The sequence below is a fragment of the Clostridium sp. genome, assembly GCF_018372875.1.
In the GTDB taxonomy this organism is placed as follows: Bacteria; Bacillota; Clostridia; order Clostridiales; family Clostridiaceae; genus Clostridium.
On sequence record NZ_JAHAIF010000022.1, the window covers coordinates 25,174 to 42,610 of the forward strand.

At 27.1% G+C, this 17,437-nt stretch carries 11 protein-coding genes; 7 read left to right on the forward strand and 4 right to left on the reverse strand.

Annotation, left to right across the window (positions count from 1 at the left end):
• Positions 1-33: 33 nt before the first annotated feature.
• The 6 genes from KIB46_RS08990 (at position 34) to KIB46_RS09015 (ending at position 10,970) form a co-directional block, all read left to right on the forward strand.
• The gene (locus KIB46_RS08990; RefSeq protein WP_291671476.1) at positions 34-1,053 is read left to right on the forward strand and encodes a Wadjet anti-phage system protein JetD domain-containing protein; all 1,020 of its coding nucleotides are present in this window, start codon (positions 34-36) and stop codon (positions 1,051-1,053) included.
• Complete coding sequence (locus KIB46_RS08995; RefSeq protein WP_291671477.1) at positions 1,050-2,657, forward strand: hypothetical protein; 1,608 nt, start codon at positions 1,050-1,052, stop codon at positions 2,655-2,657. The genes KIB46_RS08990 and KIB46_RS08995 overlap by 4 nt, the downstream gene beginning before the upstream one ends.
• Before the next feature lie 17 nt (positions 2,658-2,674).
• Positions 2,675-3,388, forward strand: coding sequence for a DUF6063 family protein (locus KIB46_RS09000; RefSeq protein ID WP_156561522.1), 714 nt, complete (start codon positions 2,675-2,677; stop codon positions 3,386-3,388).
• The gene (locus KIB46_RS09005; RefSeq protein ID WP_291671478.1) at positions 3,381-7,775 is read left to right on the forward strand and encodes a hypothetical protein; all 4,395 of its coding nucleotides are present in this window, start codon (positions 3,381-3,383) and stop codon (positions 7,773-7,775) included. The genes KIB46_RS09000 and KIB46_RS09005 overlap by 8 nt, the downstream gene beginning before the upstream one ends.
• 385 nt (positions 7,776-8,160) lie before the next feature.
• The gene (gene trkA / locus KIB46_RS09010) at positions 8,161-9,516 is read left to right on the forward strand and encodes a Trk system potassium transporter TrkA (RefSeq protein ID WP_291671479.1); all 1,356 of its coding nucleotides are present in this window, start codon (positions 8,161-8,163) and stop codon (positions 9,514-9,516) included.
• Positions 9,517-9,521: 5 nt separating this feature from the next.
• A complete protein-coding gene (locus KIB46_RS09015) occupies positions 9,522-10,970 on the forward strand; it encodes a TrkH family potassium uptake protein (RefSeq protein ID WP_291671480.1) in 1,449 nt (482 codons plus the stop codon).
• Between the two features lie 48 nt (positions 10,971-11,018).
• On the opposite strand, the gene KIB46_RS09020 is transcribed toward KIB46_RS09015, so the two are convergent.
• From KIB46_RS09020 to KIB46_RS09035, 4 genes are all read right to left on the reverse strand, one after another.
• Positions 11,019-12,965, reverse strand: a complete 1,947-nt coding sequence (locus tag KIB46_RS09020) for an FAD-dependent oxidoreductase (RefSeq protein WP_291671481.1) — start codon at positions 12,963-12,965, stop codon at positions 11,019-11,021.
• Positions 12,966-13,121: 156 nt separating this feature from the next.
• Complete coding sequence (locus KIB46_RS09025) at positions 13,122-14,189, reverse strand: AraC family transcriptional regulator (protein WP_156561517.1); 1,068 nt, start codon at positions 14,187-14,189, stop codon at positions 13,122-13,124.
• Positions 14,190-14,582: 393 nt separating this feature from the next.
• Positions 14,583-15,377, reverse strand: coding sequence for a hypothetical protein (locus tag KIB46_RS09030; protein ID WP_291671482.1), 795 nt, complete (start codon positions 15,375-15,377; stop codon positions 14,583-14,585).
• A 442-nt stretch (positions 15,378-15,819) separates the two neighbouring features.
• Positions 15,820-16,275, reverse strand: coding sequence for a hypothetical protein (locus tag KIB46_RS09035; protein ID WP_291671483.1), 456 nt, complete (start codon positions 16,273-16,275; stop codon positions 15,820-15,822).
• 526 nt (positions 16,276-16,801) lie between these two features.
• Here KIB46_RS09035 and KIB46_RS09040 point away from each other — a divergent pair.
• Positions 16,802-17,311 carry a hypothetical protein gene (locus KIB46_RS09040; RefSeq protein WP_291671484.1) on the forward strand — a complete coding sequence of 170 codons (510 nt, stop codon included), beginning with the start codon at positions 16,802-16,804 and terminating at the stop codon, positions 17,309-17,311.
• Positions 17,312-17,437 lie beyond the last annotated feature (126 nt).

Consider the following 17,437-nt stretch of genomic DNA (forward strand, 5'->3'; position numbering starts at 1 on the left):
TAATATGATATTGATGTCTTTTTGGGGGGAATTATGAAATTAAAGGATAAATTCAATAAAAAAAAGATTACCTTAGAAGAAATAGAAAAAGCATATAAAATAAGTTCTTATATTGAATTGTACAATTTAGTAATAAAACTTATAGAAAACAATGAAATAGAAGCAATTAAAAGTAGTGGAGGGAATGGGAAAAAACCAGCACTATATAAAAGATATAGAATAATGGAAGAAGAAGAGGATAATTCCTTTTATTTAAATGAGCTTGATTATAAAATATTAAGTAAATTTGATATAGCTTATTATAAAAAAAATATAAATAAGTATAAAGAGCATAGAGAGTATATTTTAGCATTGAATTTATTTATTCTAGAAAATAAAGAATTATTAAAAATACCTTTATCAATTAATGAAAGATCATTTCAAATATGGGGTAGGGAGAAGTTTCTACAAAGGGAAGAAGGAAAATTAATATTAAAAAATCTTGGTTTAACATTAGAAACTTTAAATGTTTATGATACATCTGAACCTCTAGCATACTATTCAAAATCAAAAAAAATACCACAAAATATATTAATCATAGAAAATAAAGATACATATTACACAATTAGAAAATACTTAATAAATTCAGATAATACAATCTTTGGAGAAAAAATAAGTACAGTAATTTATGGAGCTGGCAAAGGAATAATAAAAGCTTTTAAGGATTATGAGATATCTGTTGAAGAATATTTGTCAAATAAAGATAATGTAATATTCTATTTTGGTGATCTTGATTATGAAGGCATTATTATTTATGAAAATTTTTATGAAAAATATAAAGAAAAGTACAATATTAAACTTTTTGTAGAAGGTTATAAAAAAATGATTGATAAAATTAATGATATAAAATGTTTACCTAAAACCAAAGAAGGTCAAAATAGGAATATTAATAATTATTTCTTACAAGAATTTTCTTTAGAATATAGAGAAAAAATTAATGACATATTAAAGAAAGATTTATATATTCCTCAAGAGATAATAAATATTATTGATTTACAGATGGAGGAAAAATGAAATTAGATTTTTTAAATCAGCATCATATAAGAATGAAGAAGATAGGTGCATATTCTTTATTATTTAGAAATAGTATTTCTAAAAGAACTTGGGATAAATACGGATTTATTGAAGGATATGAACAAGATAATTTAACTTTTTCAGTATTATTATATATAATGGAACAATCTTTAAAAGAAGAGTTATGTACAATTGATGATATTGGTGAATTTATAGATGAAATAAACTCTATATATTATAAGAAGAAAATTACTTATGAAGAATGTAAAGAACTAGGAGAGTTTATTGTTAATGTAATTCTTTGTGATGAAGGGAAAGCTATGTATTTTAAGGCTTTAGACTATAGAAAGGCACAATTTATTGATATAAATATTAGCTTTGTAAAAAATAGAATGGAATATGTAGAAGGGGTTAGACGTGTATCTTACTTGCTAACAGATGAAGGATATGAATTAATTTTAGCAACACTAGAGGTAGAAGAAAGTCTTAAATTAACAATTCAAGAAATAATATTTAAGCTTCATTTAGCTAAGGCATCCTATGACAAGGCATTAGATGATATGAAAAATATTTTTGCTAATATGAGACGAAGAGTTCAAAAAATGGAGGATGACATAAGAAGAATTAAGGAATCTCCATTAACTTATTCTGTAGATGAATATAGAAAAATGATGGAAGGTAATATTGAAATTCTAAATGAAAACAAAAAGAAGTTTTTAGCACACAAAGTAGCAATTGAAGAGAGGATTCAAGAGTTTGAAGAGAAGGATATTCATATTAGTGACTTAAGTGAGGAAGAAAATGAAAATTTGGCAAACCTAAGGATTATAAATGATTATCTTGGAAGAACTATTGATGAAGAGCAAAGAATTTTAAAAAGTCATTTTGATTTAAAAAGAATTTATGGTGAAGAGTTAGAGAATATATCTAAAATGGCTCTTATTGAAAGATTTGATATTAAGAAAGAGGTTTTTAATAAGGTATTAGAAGACTCTGGTAAATTAGATAATATTCATTTGATGTTTTCCTCACTTTTTACTAAAAATCCAGATAAAAACTACAATATAAATAAAGCATTTGAATTTCAAAAGCCAGTAAGAGCTAAAGATAATGAAGAAGATGAGGAGATTTTATCATTTAATGAAGAGGATGTAATTGAGGCAGAAAATAAAAGGAAGCTTCAACGTATAGAAAAGTGTAATAAAGTAATTGAATTAATATTGGAGTTTACACTAAAAAACGGAAAAATTACTTTGAGTGAAATTAATAATATGATCAAGGAAAATGAAGTTTTAGTAGAGCTACTTATACCAACTGTTGAGATATTTAGAGAAGTTATAATAGAGATGCTAAAAGTTAAAGATATAAATATAGACGAGTTAAGGGAAGAGAGAAAAACTGCTATTGAAAACTGTGAAATAGAGTTTCAGCTTAGTAACAGTATATTAGATGTTATTGATAGAAATAAATTTTTATCAAAAATTTTAAATATTAGAATAAGTAAAATAGAGCTTGGAGAAGATGTTAAGCTAGAGCAGGTGAAGAATGAAGAGGGAGAGTATAGAAATTTTATTTGCTCTGATATAGTATTTGAAGTCTTTTAAGGAAAGGAATATATATAATGGATTATTCAATAGAAGAAATAAAAATAAGTAACAGAATATTATATTACTTATTAAAAAATAAGGAATTAAAAGAAAATGAAGTGGAGCTATATAAGGCTTACTCTGAAAATGAAAATATTGCAGAGCTTGTAAAAATTGCAGGGGAAGAATTAGAATGTGAAGTTAAAAAATTTGGAGCAGTAATATATTTAATTCCTAAGGAAGATAATGACTTTTTAGGATATTCTAAAGGTGAATTAAAAAAAGAATTATGTAAATCAGGAGCAAATGATAAGGATTATTATTTATCCCAATTTGTTATTTTAACATTAATAGTATCCTTTTATGGAGCTACAGGACTTAGTAGTAAATGTAGAGATTTTATTAAGGTTGGAGAGTTTTTAAATATCATTACTGAAAAGCTAAGAGAAGGTGTTGAACGTTCAAATGAAGAGGATCAAGATAAAAATGGTATAGCATACAGCAATATATTAGAAAGGTTTGAATCATTAAAATCTAGCGATAAAAAAAGTACTTCTAAGACAACTAAAGAAGGTTTTGTAAATACTATATTAAATTTCCTAGATAAACAAGGTTTAATTTATTATATACAAAATGATGATATGATAAAAACCACAAATAAATTAGATAATTTTATGGACTGGCATGTATTAAATAAAAACAATTATAATAGGGTTCTTATGGCATTAGGGGAGGATGTATATGAGTAATGTTAATAATTTTAGAGTTGTAAATTTAAATTATAATAATAATACTATGAAAATAGATGATGAGACATTTTACTTTAATGGCGAAAATACCATGCTTAATTTAAGAAATGGTGGGGGAAAATCTGTTTTAGTTCAGATGATGATGGCTCCTTTTGTTAATAGAAAATATAGAGATTTAGGGGATAGACCCTTTGAAAGCTACTTTAGTAGTACAACACCTACATATATATTAGTTGAATGGAATTTAGAGGATGGTGCAGGTTATTTATTAACAGGAATGATGGTTAGAAAAAGGGATTCAGCATCAGATGAAAATTCAAAGGATAAATTAGATATATACAATTTTGTTTATGAATATAAAAATAAAAATGAATATGATATAAATAGATTTCCAATAATTGAGGAAAGTGAAGGAAGCAGAAAAATTAAAAGCTTTGCTAATTCAAAAAAACTTTTTGAGGAATTAAAAAAGGACAATAATTATAGTTTTAATTATTATGATATGAATAATTATGCTACATCAAGAGCATATTTTAATAAGCTAAGGGAATATGGTATCGATAATAAAGAGTGGGAAAATATTATTAGGAAAATTAATTTAAAGGAATCAGGTTTATCTGAATTATTTAAGGAAGCAAAAAATTCGGAAGGCTTAATAAAGCTTTGGTTTTTACCAACAGTAGAAAAGAAATTAAGTAAAGATGAAGATAGAATAAAAAATTATAAGGAAATAATAACAAGATATATTATTCAATATAAAACAAATAAAAGTAATATTGATAGAAAAAGTAAAATTGAATTGTTTAATGAAAAGTCCATAGAAGTTCTAGAAGCAGCAAATAAATTTAAAGAAATGATTTCAATTAAGGAAACACATGAAAATAAAATAGCTAATTCAAAAAAGTATTTCTCTGATGAAAAAGTATTACAAGAAAAACTTTTAAAAGATATTAAGGAGCTAAAAGAAGAGGTACTTAATGCAAAAAGGGAAATTCAATATGAAGAGCTTTCTATGAAAATATATAATTTTTTAGATGAATTAGATGTTATTAATGAGAATATTATTGAATCTAAAAATGAAAGAGATGAATATGATAACAAAGTAAAAGCATTAAATAGAGAAAAAAATATACTAAGATGTGCAGAACTTTATAGTACATATAAAGATATTTCTAAGGAATTGTTAGAAGTAGAAAATAAATTGAAGGTCTTGAAGGAAGAACAAGGAGATAATGAGCCTAGAATAAAGGATTTAGGATTTTCTATTTTAAATTTATTAAAAGCAGAACAAAGTAAGTTAGAAGATGAATTATCAAGGGTTAAAGAAGAAGAAAAAACATTAAATGATAAAAATATAGAATTAAATGAATCTCTAAAAAATAATAGAGTTTTTGAAAATAATCTTAATAATAAGGTCGGTTCATTAAAAGCTATTATAGATAGTTATAGTAAAATTGAAGATAAATTTAACAAAAAATATTGTGAAAAATTATTAAGAAATATTACAGGGTATTATAGTGATGAGGAGTTATTATCTTTATCTAAAAATATTGTTGACTCAATAGATATGCTTAATAAAAAGAAGATTGAAGAAGAGAAGAAATTTATTAATTTAAAGGAAGAATATAAAGAAAAGAAATCTTTAAAGGAAAGCAAAAGTAATGAAATAGGTAGGTTTGAATTAGATAAAGAATATAAAAATAAGAAGTTAATGGATTATGATGCTGAACTTGAAAAAAGGAAAGACATATTAAGATATTTAGATGAAGATGAAAGTATACTTTTTAAAAAAGAAGTTATTATTGAAAAGCTAGAAAGAAAGATTCAAATACTAAATAGTGATATAAAAGAATTAAACAAAGATTATGATAAGCATATGAAAGAATTAAATATGCTAAAAACAGGCAAGGTATTAGAACTATCAAAAGAGCTTGAAAGAGAATTGAATAAGAGGGATATTGATATTATTTACGGTATGAAGTGGTTAAATAATAATGGATATTCAAAAGAGAAAAATGAGGCTATTGTAAAAGCAAATCCTTTTATTCCTTATTCCATAATTATGGATAGAAATAAAATAGAAATATTAAAAAATGAGAAGCTTGAGCTTTTTACATCAAGTCCTATTGTAATTATTGATAGGGAAAAGCTAGAAGATGGTTTAAGTGATGGAAATTGCAATATTATAGAGTATAGTGGTGTTAATTTCTACATTTCTTTTAATGATAAGCTTTTAGATGAAGATGAATTAAAAAAATTAATAAAAGAATATGAAGAGGATGTTTATAGGTTACAAAGTAAAATATCAGAAAAAGAAGAGGCTAAGGAATTTTATACAGATAAGAAGTCCTTTATAAAAGAGTCTTCTTTAACAAAGAGTATATATAGCCAATTAATAGGGGAAATAGAAGAAATTAAAGAAAATATAGCAGTAAACAAGAAAGAAATTATATCATTAACTAATAAATTAGGGGAAATAGAGAAAGAAATTGATAAAAGTTCACATGCTATAGAAAAGTTTAAACATGAAATAATATTCTTTGAAAACAAAAAATTAGATTACAATGAATTATGTAAAGAGTATGAGGAATATAAAAATAATAAGAAGAGCCAAGAAGAAAATGAAGAAAAGCTTAAAATCATTAAAAAAGAAATTAAGAATGAAGAAAAGTCATTAGAGGAAGTTTTAAGTGAATTAAGGTTTAAAGAAGATAGGATTAGAAATTGTAATAGCTCATTAGATAGAATTAATAATGAAATGAAGAAATATTCTTCTTGTAAAGATGGAAATATAATTAATAAGGATTTAGAAGATTTAAAATCTGAATATGATGCTTTAGTATCACAAGTATATAATTCTTATGAGGAGTTAATAGAAAAACAAGAAAAGCTTAATAGAAAATATTCCTATATTAATAGTCAATTAACAAGTAGTGCTGAAAACTATAATTTAGTAGATGAGGATTATATAGATATTATCTATAATTATTCAAAGTTTAATGAGCTTGAAAATGATGTAGAAAAATATAATAAGGAATTAAGAAAAATTGAAAGGAATATAAGTGAATTAGAAAAAGAAGCTGTAGCTATAAAAACAAATATTAAGAATTTGAAAGAAGCTATAGAGAAATTAGTAAACACTACTGATCCCAAGGATAAAAATCTTATTTTTAATAAAAATTTTAAAGAAGAGTTAGCAAGGCTATCTTTAAAGGAAAAGGAGCTATCATATAAAGAAGAAGAAAAGGAAAAAGCTATAAATGAATTTAGTGTTCATGCAAGCTCTTTAGAGGAATTCGATTTTGAAATAAAGGAAGCTTTAGAATTAAATTTAAATGGGCTTGATTTTGAGAAGTTAAAGGAATATATAGGAAAGTTAAAGAGAGATAATAGAATAAATAATGAAAATGTTGATAAATCAAATAAGAATCTAGAAAGAATTGTAGAAGGATTAAAGAAAGAAGAATCCTTTGCTAATGATTCTCTATTTAAGGAATCAATAGAGGGATTATTAAGTTTTGTAAATAATCCAGAAAAATTTATTGTTCAATTAAATACAGTTCTACAATCCTATAATACAATTATAGAAAAATTAAAAGAAGACATAGAGCTTATCAATAAGGAAAGAAATAATATTATAGACAATATTATTGAATATATATCAATTGTTTATGAAAATATTAGTCAAATAGATAATAATTCTTCTATTGATATTAATGGTAAAAGAGTAAAGATGCTAAATATAATTCAACCTAATTGGGAAGAAAATGAGGAAGTTTATAAATTAAGAGTTAAAGGATTTGTTGAAAATCTAAGAAATCAATGTATAGACTTATTAGAGAAAAATGAAAATATTAGTGAGTTAATAGATAATAGAGTAAATATAATTAAGCTTTATGATGAAGTTGTGGTAATTAGCAGTATTAATATTAAACTATATAAAATAGAGGAAAACAGACAAAAGCAAATAAGCTGGGATGATGTTTCAAAGAACTCAGGGGGAGAAGGTTTCCTTTCTGCTTTTATAGTTCTATCAAGTTTATTATCCTATATGAGAAAAGAAGATAAAGATATTTTTACTAGAAAAGAAGAAGGTAAAGTGTTAATTATGGATAATCCTTTTGCTCAAACTAATGCTGCCCATCTTTTAAAACCATTAATGGATATAGCTAAGAAAAGTAATACTCAGTTAATATGCCTAACTGGACTAGGTGGAGATTCAATTTACAGTAGATTTGAAAATATATATGTATTAAATCTAGTAAATTCTAAATTAAAGAATGGACTTAGACTATTAAAGTCAAGTCATATAACAGGTGATGAGGAAAAGGAAGTTTTAGTGTCTACACGAACAAAGATAGAAGAGATACAAATGAAGTTGTTTTAAAATATTAAATTAAATAGCTAAGAGTTGATTTCTGTATTGTACAGAAGTCAACTCTTTTATTCTTTAGGAAAATATAAAATTTTAAATTAGCTATAAATTAAAGGTATTATTACATTTTAATATTAAAAAATATAAAATCAAGGATAATAATTTTATAATTTCCTTACCTTTAGTACGCGGGGGGTGGATATTTGTTTTGATGTGACTTGGAGCTTGCGACGGAACAAGCAAAATAAATATCCGCTACACCTTTTTAATTCTTTGAGCAAAATAAATATCCATTTGACCTTTTTTAATTATTTTAGAGATAGAATAAATAATATTTGTGTTGTATAATGAGTTTATTGTGCAAAAGATTAGTATTTAAATTATAAGGAGATATGAAATGAACGTTATTATAGTTGGTGCAGGTAAAGTAGGCTATACTTTAGCTCAATATCTATCTATTGATGGGGATAATATAACTATTATAGATAAGAAAGATTCTGCTTTGGAGCATGTAAATAATAATCTTGATGTAATGTGTGTTAAAGGTAATGCAACTAGCTTAAAGGTTCTTGAGGAAGCTGGAGTTAGGGAGGCAGACTTATTAATATCTGTTACAGATAGTGATGAACTAAATATGCTTTGTTCACTTGCAGCAAAAAAATTAGGTGCTAAATATACAGTAGCGAGAGTAAGAAACCCAAGCTATGATGAAGAGATAACTCTTCTAACAGAAGCTGTTGGTATAGATTTGGTTATAAATCCAGAAAAGGCTGCAGCAATAGAGATAGCTAAACTTATTAAGTATCCATCAGTATGTAGTATAGATAATTTTTCTGATGGTAAGGTAAATTTAGTTGGATTTAAGGCTGAAGATACAGCGCTTGAAGGAAAGAAGATAAGTGAAATTCGCTTTATAAGAGGAAATGTACTTTTCTGTGGTGTGGAAAGAAATGATGAATTTATCATGCCTAAGGGAGACTATGTTTTTAACAAAGATGATAAGGTTTATGTAATAGGTGAGCACAATGACATTCAAAACCTATTTAATAAGCTTGGAAAATATAAGAAAAAAGTTAAGAGAGCTATGATAGTTGGTGGAGGTAAGATTGCATATTACCTTGCTAAAATAGTAAATGAAGTAGGAGTTAAATGCAAAATAATAGAGAAGAATTTATCTATTTGTGAAGAGCTTACTGAACTTTTACCAAACTCAATAATAATAAATGGAGATGGTATGGATGAAGAGCTTTTATTATCTGAAAATCTTTTAGAGGTTGAAAGTTTCATTACTTTAACAGGAAGAGATGAGGATAATATAATAGCTTCTATTTTAGCTTACAATAGGTCTGTAAGTAATGTAATTACTAAAATTACAAGAGATAATTATAGGGATATTGGAAAAGCTGTAGGAATAAATACTATGGTAAATCCAAAGTCAGTTACTGCTTATAAAATATTGAAATATGCAAGATCTTTAAAGAATAAGAAAAAGAGTTGTATAGAAAATATATATAGAATCTGTAATGATAAAGCTGAAGCTGTAGAGTTTATAGTTGGCAATGATACAACTAATATAGGTGAAAAATTTAAGGATTTGGAGTTTAATGAAAATGCATTAGTAGTAACAATTGTTAGAAATAATAAGATTATAATTCCAACAGGTGATGATTGCCTAAAGGTAAATGATAGAGTAATTATTGTTTCTAAAGATAAGAAGTTATTACAAGTTGATGATATATTTTATAGGTGGTAGTCAAAATGAATTATAGAATGATGTTAAGATTTATTGGGAATGTACTATTATATGAATTATTGCTTATGATAATTCCACTTGGTGTAGCCTTATATTATGGAGATGGGGATGCTAGGTCATTTCTTTTCACTATAATTTTAATGTTACCTTTAGCCTTGTTCTTACGTAGTGTTAAGGTTAAGGATAAAGAGATGTATGAAAAGGAAGGCTTCTTTACAGTAGGATTATCATGGATTGTAATATCAGTTATTGGGGCACTACCTTTTGTTATAAGTGGTGCAATACCATCTTTTGTAGATTCATTTTTTGAAACAGTATCAGGATTTACAACTACAGGGGCAACAATACTTACTGAAATTGAATCCTTGCCTAGGGGAATATTATTTTGGAGAAGTTTTACCCACTGGATAGGTGGAATGGGATTCTTAATATTTATTTTAGCAATAGCACCTTCCTTAGGTTCTAATACAATATATTTATTAAGAGCAGAAAGTCCAGGACCTAACCCAGGTAAAATAGTTCCAAGGTTAAAAGAAACGGCAAAGATATTGTACATAATATATTTTGTATTAACTATAATACAAACAGTGTTATTAATGGTTGCAGGGCTTTCCTTTTATGATGCTATAATTCATGCCCTAGGAACAGCTGGAACAGGAGGATTCTCCAATATGAATTCAAGTGTTGCAGCCTTTAACAATCCAGCTGTTGAGTGGATAATTACAATATTTATGATACTATTTGGAGTGAATTTTGCTTTATATTTCCACGCTTTAAGGGGAAGTATTAAAAGTTTCTTTAAAAGTGAAGAATTAAGGTATTATTTATTAATGATTGGGTGTGCAATAGTATTTATTACTATTAATATATTAGGATTTAATGGTGGTAGAATAGGAGAGTCAATTAGACAATCATCCTTCCAAGTAGCTTCTATAGTTACAACTACAGGTTATGCTACAGTAGATTTTAATTTATGGCCTACTTTAAGTAAGATAATTATATTGATTCTTATGATATCAGGAGCTATGGCTGGATCTACAGGTGGTGGAGTAAAAACTACTAGAATAGTAATAATGCTTAAAAGCATAAGACGTGCAATAGATAAAATACTTCATCCAAAGATAGTGAAAAGTGTGAAAATGGATGGTAAAGTTGTAGAGGAAGAAATAATATCAGGAGTGTTTTTATTTTTAGGAGCTTATGCTGTAATAGCACTTATTGGAATGATAATTGTTTCTTTTGATGGCTTTGATTTAATTACAACATCAACGGCTGTATTAACTTCAATAAGTAATGTAGGGCCAGGCTTTGAGATGGTTGGACCTACAGGAAACTTTTCAGCATTTTCAGCATTAAGTAAACTTGTATTATCATTCTGTATGCTTGCTGGTAGATTAGAAATTTATCCAATGCTTATTATGTTTAGTAAATCTATTTGGAAGAGAACTTATTAGTAGAGAAAGAGCATATGACTTTAGTGAAAAAGTCATATGCTCTTTATATTACAATTCTTTAGCAATTGTATATCCTGCGTGGATAGCGTCTTGTATTGTTCCAACAGTATTTGCATCCCCAATAGTGTGATAAGTAATTTTAAGTTCATTTAAGGTGTCAGCTAATGTTTTGTCTGCACGATAACCTACTGCAAAAATAAGTGTATCAGCATCAGAAATGCAGTGAGTTTCACCATTTATGCTGTAGTAAATTTTATCTTCTTCTACCTTTTCAACCTTAGCGTTACAAATTAGTTCAATTCCCTTTTTCATCATACGTTGTACAAGTAAACTTCTACCTGGGCCTGATTCTGTTGCCATTATTTCTGGAGCCATTTCAATTACAGTAACCTTTCTATCTCTAGGTAGACGGTCATAAACTAGAGGTGCTAGGTAATCTGCAGTTTCACAACCTACAGAACCACCACCAATAACAACAATTCTACGACCAGGGAAGGCTTTTCCATCTAGAATATCATCAGCAGTTGCCCAGTGTTTAAACTTTGTAAATGGTTGTATAACAACAGGGGCAGCACCATTGCTCATAACTACTTCATAATCAGCAAATTCATTTTGTAACATATCTTTATCAACTTTACAATTTAAACGAATTTCAACTCCAGCTTCTTCAAGTTTTTTAGCCATATATTGTGTAACCTTTGCAAGATCTTGTTTAGCAATTGGCACAGAAGCTATCTTCATAAGTCCACCAAGTTCTTCATTTTTATCACAAAGAACTACATCATGACCTCTTTTCTTTGCAACATAAGCTGCTTCCATACCAGCAGGTCCACCACCAATAACAAGTATTTTTTTCTTTGTGTTTGATGGCTTAATAGTATCTTCATTTTCAATTTCAAGAGAAGGGTTGATTGTACAAGCTACACGCTTTCCAAACATAATACCATTTAAGCAACGAAGACAACCTATACATGGACGTATATCCTTGTCCATACCTTTCTCAGCCTTATTAGCAAATTCAGGATCGCATAAATTAGCTCTTCCAATCATGCATATATCTGCCTTACCATTTGCAATTAATTCATCAGCAATCCAAGGCTCAGTTATTCTTCCAACAGTAGCTATTGGAATTGATGTATGTTTCTTGATTTCTTCTGCTAAGTTAGCGTGAGAACCTTGCTTTGTACCAGGTGCTGGTATTGAACTACCACGCATTATAGTAGTACCTCCAGATACATGAATCATATCAGCTCCAGCTTTTTCTAACTGTTTAGCAATATATATTCCGTCATTAAGATTTAAGCCTCCATCGCAATATTCATCACCAGAAATTCTAACATCAATAATGAAGTCTTTTCCACAAGTTTTACGAACTTCCTCAATAACTTCAAGGGTTAATTTTAAACGGCCATTGATATCACCGCCATACTCATCAGTTCTTTTATTATATAGTGGAGATAAGAAACCTCCTAGTAAACCATGGGCATGAGCAGCATGAATTTCAACACCATCTCCACCAGCTTTTTTTATTCTTAAGGCTGCTTCACCAAATTGTTTTATGATAACCTTTAACTCTGGTATAGTTACTGGTCTTGGTGCTTCCTTTGCATATGCAGGTCCAACATTTGATGGTGCAATTAAACGTGGAGTTCCTGGAATAGGGAAGGCCACATAAGCAGGGTGGAATAATTGAGGAAGAATTTTTGCACCATATTTATGTACAGCATCAGTAAGCTTCTTCCAACCTGGAATATAAGAATCATCACATATGGACATATCTCCAGGTAGATATGTATAAACAGGTTCAACAGTAGTTACTTCAGTTACAATAAGACCAACACCACCTTTTGCTCTTGCAGCGTAATGCTCAACTAAAGTATCTGTTACATAACCTTTATCTGCTAGATTTGTAGATATTGGTGGCATAAAAATACGGTTTTTAACTGTTGTTTCACCAATTTTAATAGGTGAAAATAAATGACTATATTTTTGCATAGTATCATCTCCTTTTCTTTGATGGTACCATATTGCTTAACCAGTATCCTTGTCTTAGGTTGATGTTAAAGGTTAAAATATGTCATTATATTTTTTGATTAAGGCAAAAAATGACCTGTAATAGAAAGCTACAAGGTGGATTAAAAATCCTTACTTTTAAACACTAGCAATATCTATAACAATTTCATCATTACAATGAGATATAGTACTATTTACATATTTATCACATTGAATGGAACAAATAATATGTTTTTCTTCAACTTTGATTTTTACACCAGCATCCTCATAAATAGTGTTTTCAATATTTTCTAACAGGGGTTGAAGTAGCTGTTTTTGAGTATGATCAAGAGACATAAGTTGCTCTTTTTTATCCTCATTAAGCTTCATGTTATTAATAAACTTTTTACGATAATAGCTAGGAACAATTCCATAAAGTTCTTTGAAGGCTGTGGTATAAGCTTTAGAATTTGGCATTCCACAGTCTGCAGCAATTTGCTCAATGGATTTTTTTCCTTCTAATAATGATTCTATAGATTCACGTATTCTTACTAGTGCAACATATTTTACAAATGAAATACCTGTATACCTCTTAAAAAGCTTTGAGGTATAAGACACACTAAACATTAGGGTATTTGCTACATCAGTTAAACGTAAATCTTCTTTATAATGCTTGTCTATGTACTGAATAGCCTTCATATAGTTTTCTCTATGAATAGACTGAACAGGCAAGCGTTCAATAGGATACTGCATGTAATTAGAAGTAATGTGAACTAACTCCATCATCATTGTATTTAACTCGAATAAATTATTGTTTCCACGCAAAAGAAAACCAACTAGTTTACCTATTTGAAGTTTTAACTTTTTTAATAAATTGGAGTTTTTCTTATTTGTGCAAACAATGGATTCATAGGAATGTTCTATTTCTCCTACCATAGCTTGGGGAAATAAAGAAAAATCAATGTGTATGGTTAAGATTACATTTTCTTCTTTAGAATGTTGGCGAATTATATGAATATCATTTGGTGCAATGATTATTACTTCATGTTCTTTAATTCTTTGGGAGAAATTTTCTGTAATAACTTCATATTCTCCTTTTAAAACGTAGGTTATTTCTAGGCTGTTATGACGAGAGAATATTTCTCTACTAAAGCTGTTAATACTTAAACTTAAGGGATAGCCAAATTTTTGCCCTGAAAAATCATAATAATATTTCATGTTTTGCATAAAAAACCTCCATTTATCTTAGTGCAGATTTAATGTGTTTTATCTTAATAATAGATGGTTTTACAATAATAAACAAGTTTTTCATTTTCACAAATGATAGTAGACTCTTGTAGTAAGGGATATGGAAATAAACTTCTTGATGATATTAGTTCTCTTATAAATAAGAACAAGCAGTGTATAATTCCCAATAATTATAGTTAGGGTAAGATAAAGATATATATGGATAATATGATTGTTGGATAGCCTATAAAAGATGATGGGGAAGAAGAATTAGATTAGATTGTAGAGCTTGTAGTTTAAACTACAACCTTTTTTGATGTTTTATAATTAAATAAAAAGCTCAAACTTAAAAACTAAGTTTGAGCTTTTCTAATTTTCTAGAAAATTAGAATTTTAATTAACATTGTTTCCTAAATAATCTATATCAATATCTAGCGTTTCTCCATTTGTGTAAATTTTTACAGTTTTTCCATCGTATTTGTAGATTTGAGTAGATATATATTCATTAGTACTTATAATATTATAAAGCTTGCTTGCACCTGATGGAACAACTTTGTTTAATACAGTTTTAATTATATTATGCATTTGAGGTGTATTAACCATGAATTTTAAATTTACAAGTTGCATGTATTCTCCATCTTCTATTACCTGAGCAGAAGCTTTAGTAGAACGAAGTCCATCTTCTCTCATTTCATATATTTCGTACATAATTAAATGAGGCATATATTCATAGCCTAGGCTTTTAAGTAAAGCTGGAACTTCTCCTATTTTTAAACCAGCATTTGTTGGCTTAGAAGGTGTTGTAGGTGGTTTGCTAGTTTCTTGATTTGAATTACTACTACCTCCTCCAGCTGGTTTATTATTACTAGGTTTATTAGTTGTTTTATTGTCATCTTTTTTATCAGATGATTCTTTATTTTCAGTAGTTTTATTAACTACTGCTTCATTTTCAGATGTTGTATTCTCTGTTGATTTATCATCAGAGGTTTTGTTTTCAGTATTTTTTTCCTCAGTAGATGTATTATCATTAGTATTTTCTTCTGTATTTACATCTTCTAGTTGAGGGAGATTATTTACTAAAGACTGCTTATCCTTTTTCCTATTAAATAGAAAAAGGGTTGTACAAAATGCCAAAAGTATAAAAAATATAGCTCCACCAATAATTAGTTTCTTATTCTTGTTCTTCATATGTGTTTTAATTCCTCTCTATAAATTCTAAGTTAGTAATAAATGTACTTCTTTGTAAAAAATACAAGATTAGACACAACTTATAAAATTTTATCAAAATACTTAATTGATTACAATATCTATAAATAGAATATTTTGAGAAAATATGAAGCTTTAAATTTATATTTCTACTTGGCTACTGAATATGAATTTTTTACTTTAAAGGAATCTTGCATACCAATAAGTATATAATTTTATGAAAGTGATACACCTTAATGTAATTGAGGTGGTTAGGTGATTTTTATAAAAAAAGTAATATTTTGCGTAGGGGTACGCGAAATATTACTTTTTCTTATTTTTATTTAGAAATACTAAACTCAATTCTTTAATTTTATAAAATTTCATGCCTTACAAATGGCATAAAACCGTTGAAAATTAGTTTTAACGAAATAATAGCCTTTTTTTATTTAATCCAGCATAATGCAAATACAATACTTAAAACTTCTTCAAGGTTTGATTGGTCAACAACATCTACTACATAATTTTTTTCTGATTCTTGATTTTCTACATCAATTGTTGCTAATACTTGATTGTTTTTAGAGATTTTAAAATTTATTCCATTCCAATCCCCAATTATTGAAATATCATTTCCAGTGATCTCATAAACTTCTCTTAGTTCTTTTATATCTTTTTTTATAGTAATCTTATCGTTGTTTAATGATATAACAATTTTAGGTGAATTAACCAATCCAAAGTTACTTCTAATTCTTTCTATAGTTCCTATCTTTTCCTGTTGTACATTAATGATAGAATAACACTCTCTTGTTGGTAATGCTTTTGATTTTTCAAAGCTAAGAATTTCTTTACCGTTTTCGTCTTTTACAGTTGAGTTTTTTAACCCTTTAAAATTAACTTTCATTGTTTAAAACCTCCTTTTTATATTACAATTATACCATATTATGGGATTAATAGTATGATGGAGTTATTATTTTTCACAACCTAATTATTAAACATAAAGTGTTATTTTAAAGTATTGCGACAAAATCCAAGTCCATAGATCTTTGCCTTTTGTTATTCACTAAAATTCCATTTAACGAAATGACAAGAAGAATCTGAAGATATGATATAATTTTTTATACTCAAGGATTAAATAATTTAGTAATTGAACGTTTTTTAAAGATAAAATGGGAGGGGAATTATGAGTTTTATAACAATATGGACTTTAATTAATTTTATATTATTAGGAGTCGGAATATATATTTCTGTTTTATTAATAAAAGCATTACGAATATATATCAAAAAAACAAATAGAAAATTATATTAATTAAAATAAATAGATCAATTAAAAAGAAGATTGGAAAAAACTAAACTAACTATTAGCTCAGTTTTTTTTCAGGTATAATTAGTATGTATAAATAAAAATTACCCTATTAAGGAGATAAGAAATGAAAAAGAAATATATAAGAGTCATAATGAAAATTATAGTAGCTATAATATTATTATTAATTCCGTTTATTTCTATTAATTCTTCAAATTTCAATATTAATAAAAATGAATATGATAAGATTGTTGTTGATGCAGAAGATCCATCAGAGTTGATAATAATAGATGGAAAAGACACGTTAACAGAATTTTGTAATAAGAACTCAATAAAAGAAGTTCCTAAATATATATCATTTAATCAATTATATGGAAAGAATCCGTTTAAAATACTTACAAGATACAAAAAAGGTATTCCAAACAATTATATTTTTGAAATATATGGGGAGTTTGAAATTTCTTCATCTGATACAATAATGTTTAAAGTAGAAGATTGGAATAATATCGGGAATGATAAATTAATTTTATTAGATACAATATATATGAGATATTATCAAATAATAATATTAATACTGCTATTATTATTACTTTGTATAAATATATATAAAAAAGGAGCTGTCGCATTAGCGGAATAAAATCCGTTAGCGACAGCTCCTTTTTTTCTATTTTACGAATAACCTTTAGATATTATTTGTACTTAAACACATATTACTTAAAAATAAGCGCACTTTAATAAGCCTTAGATAAAAGGCTTTTTAAAA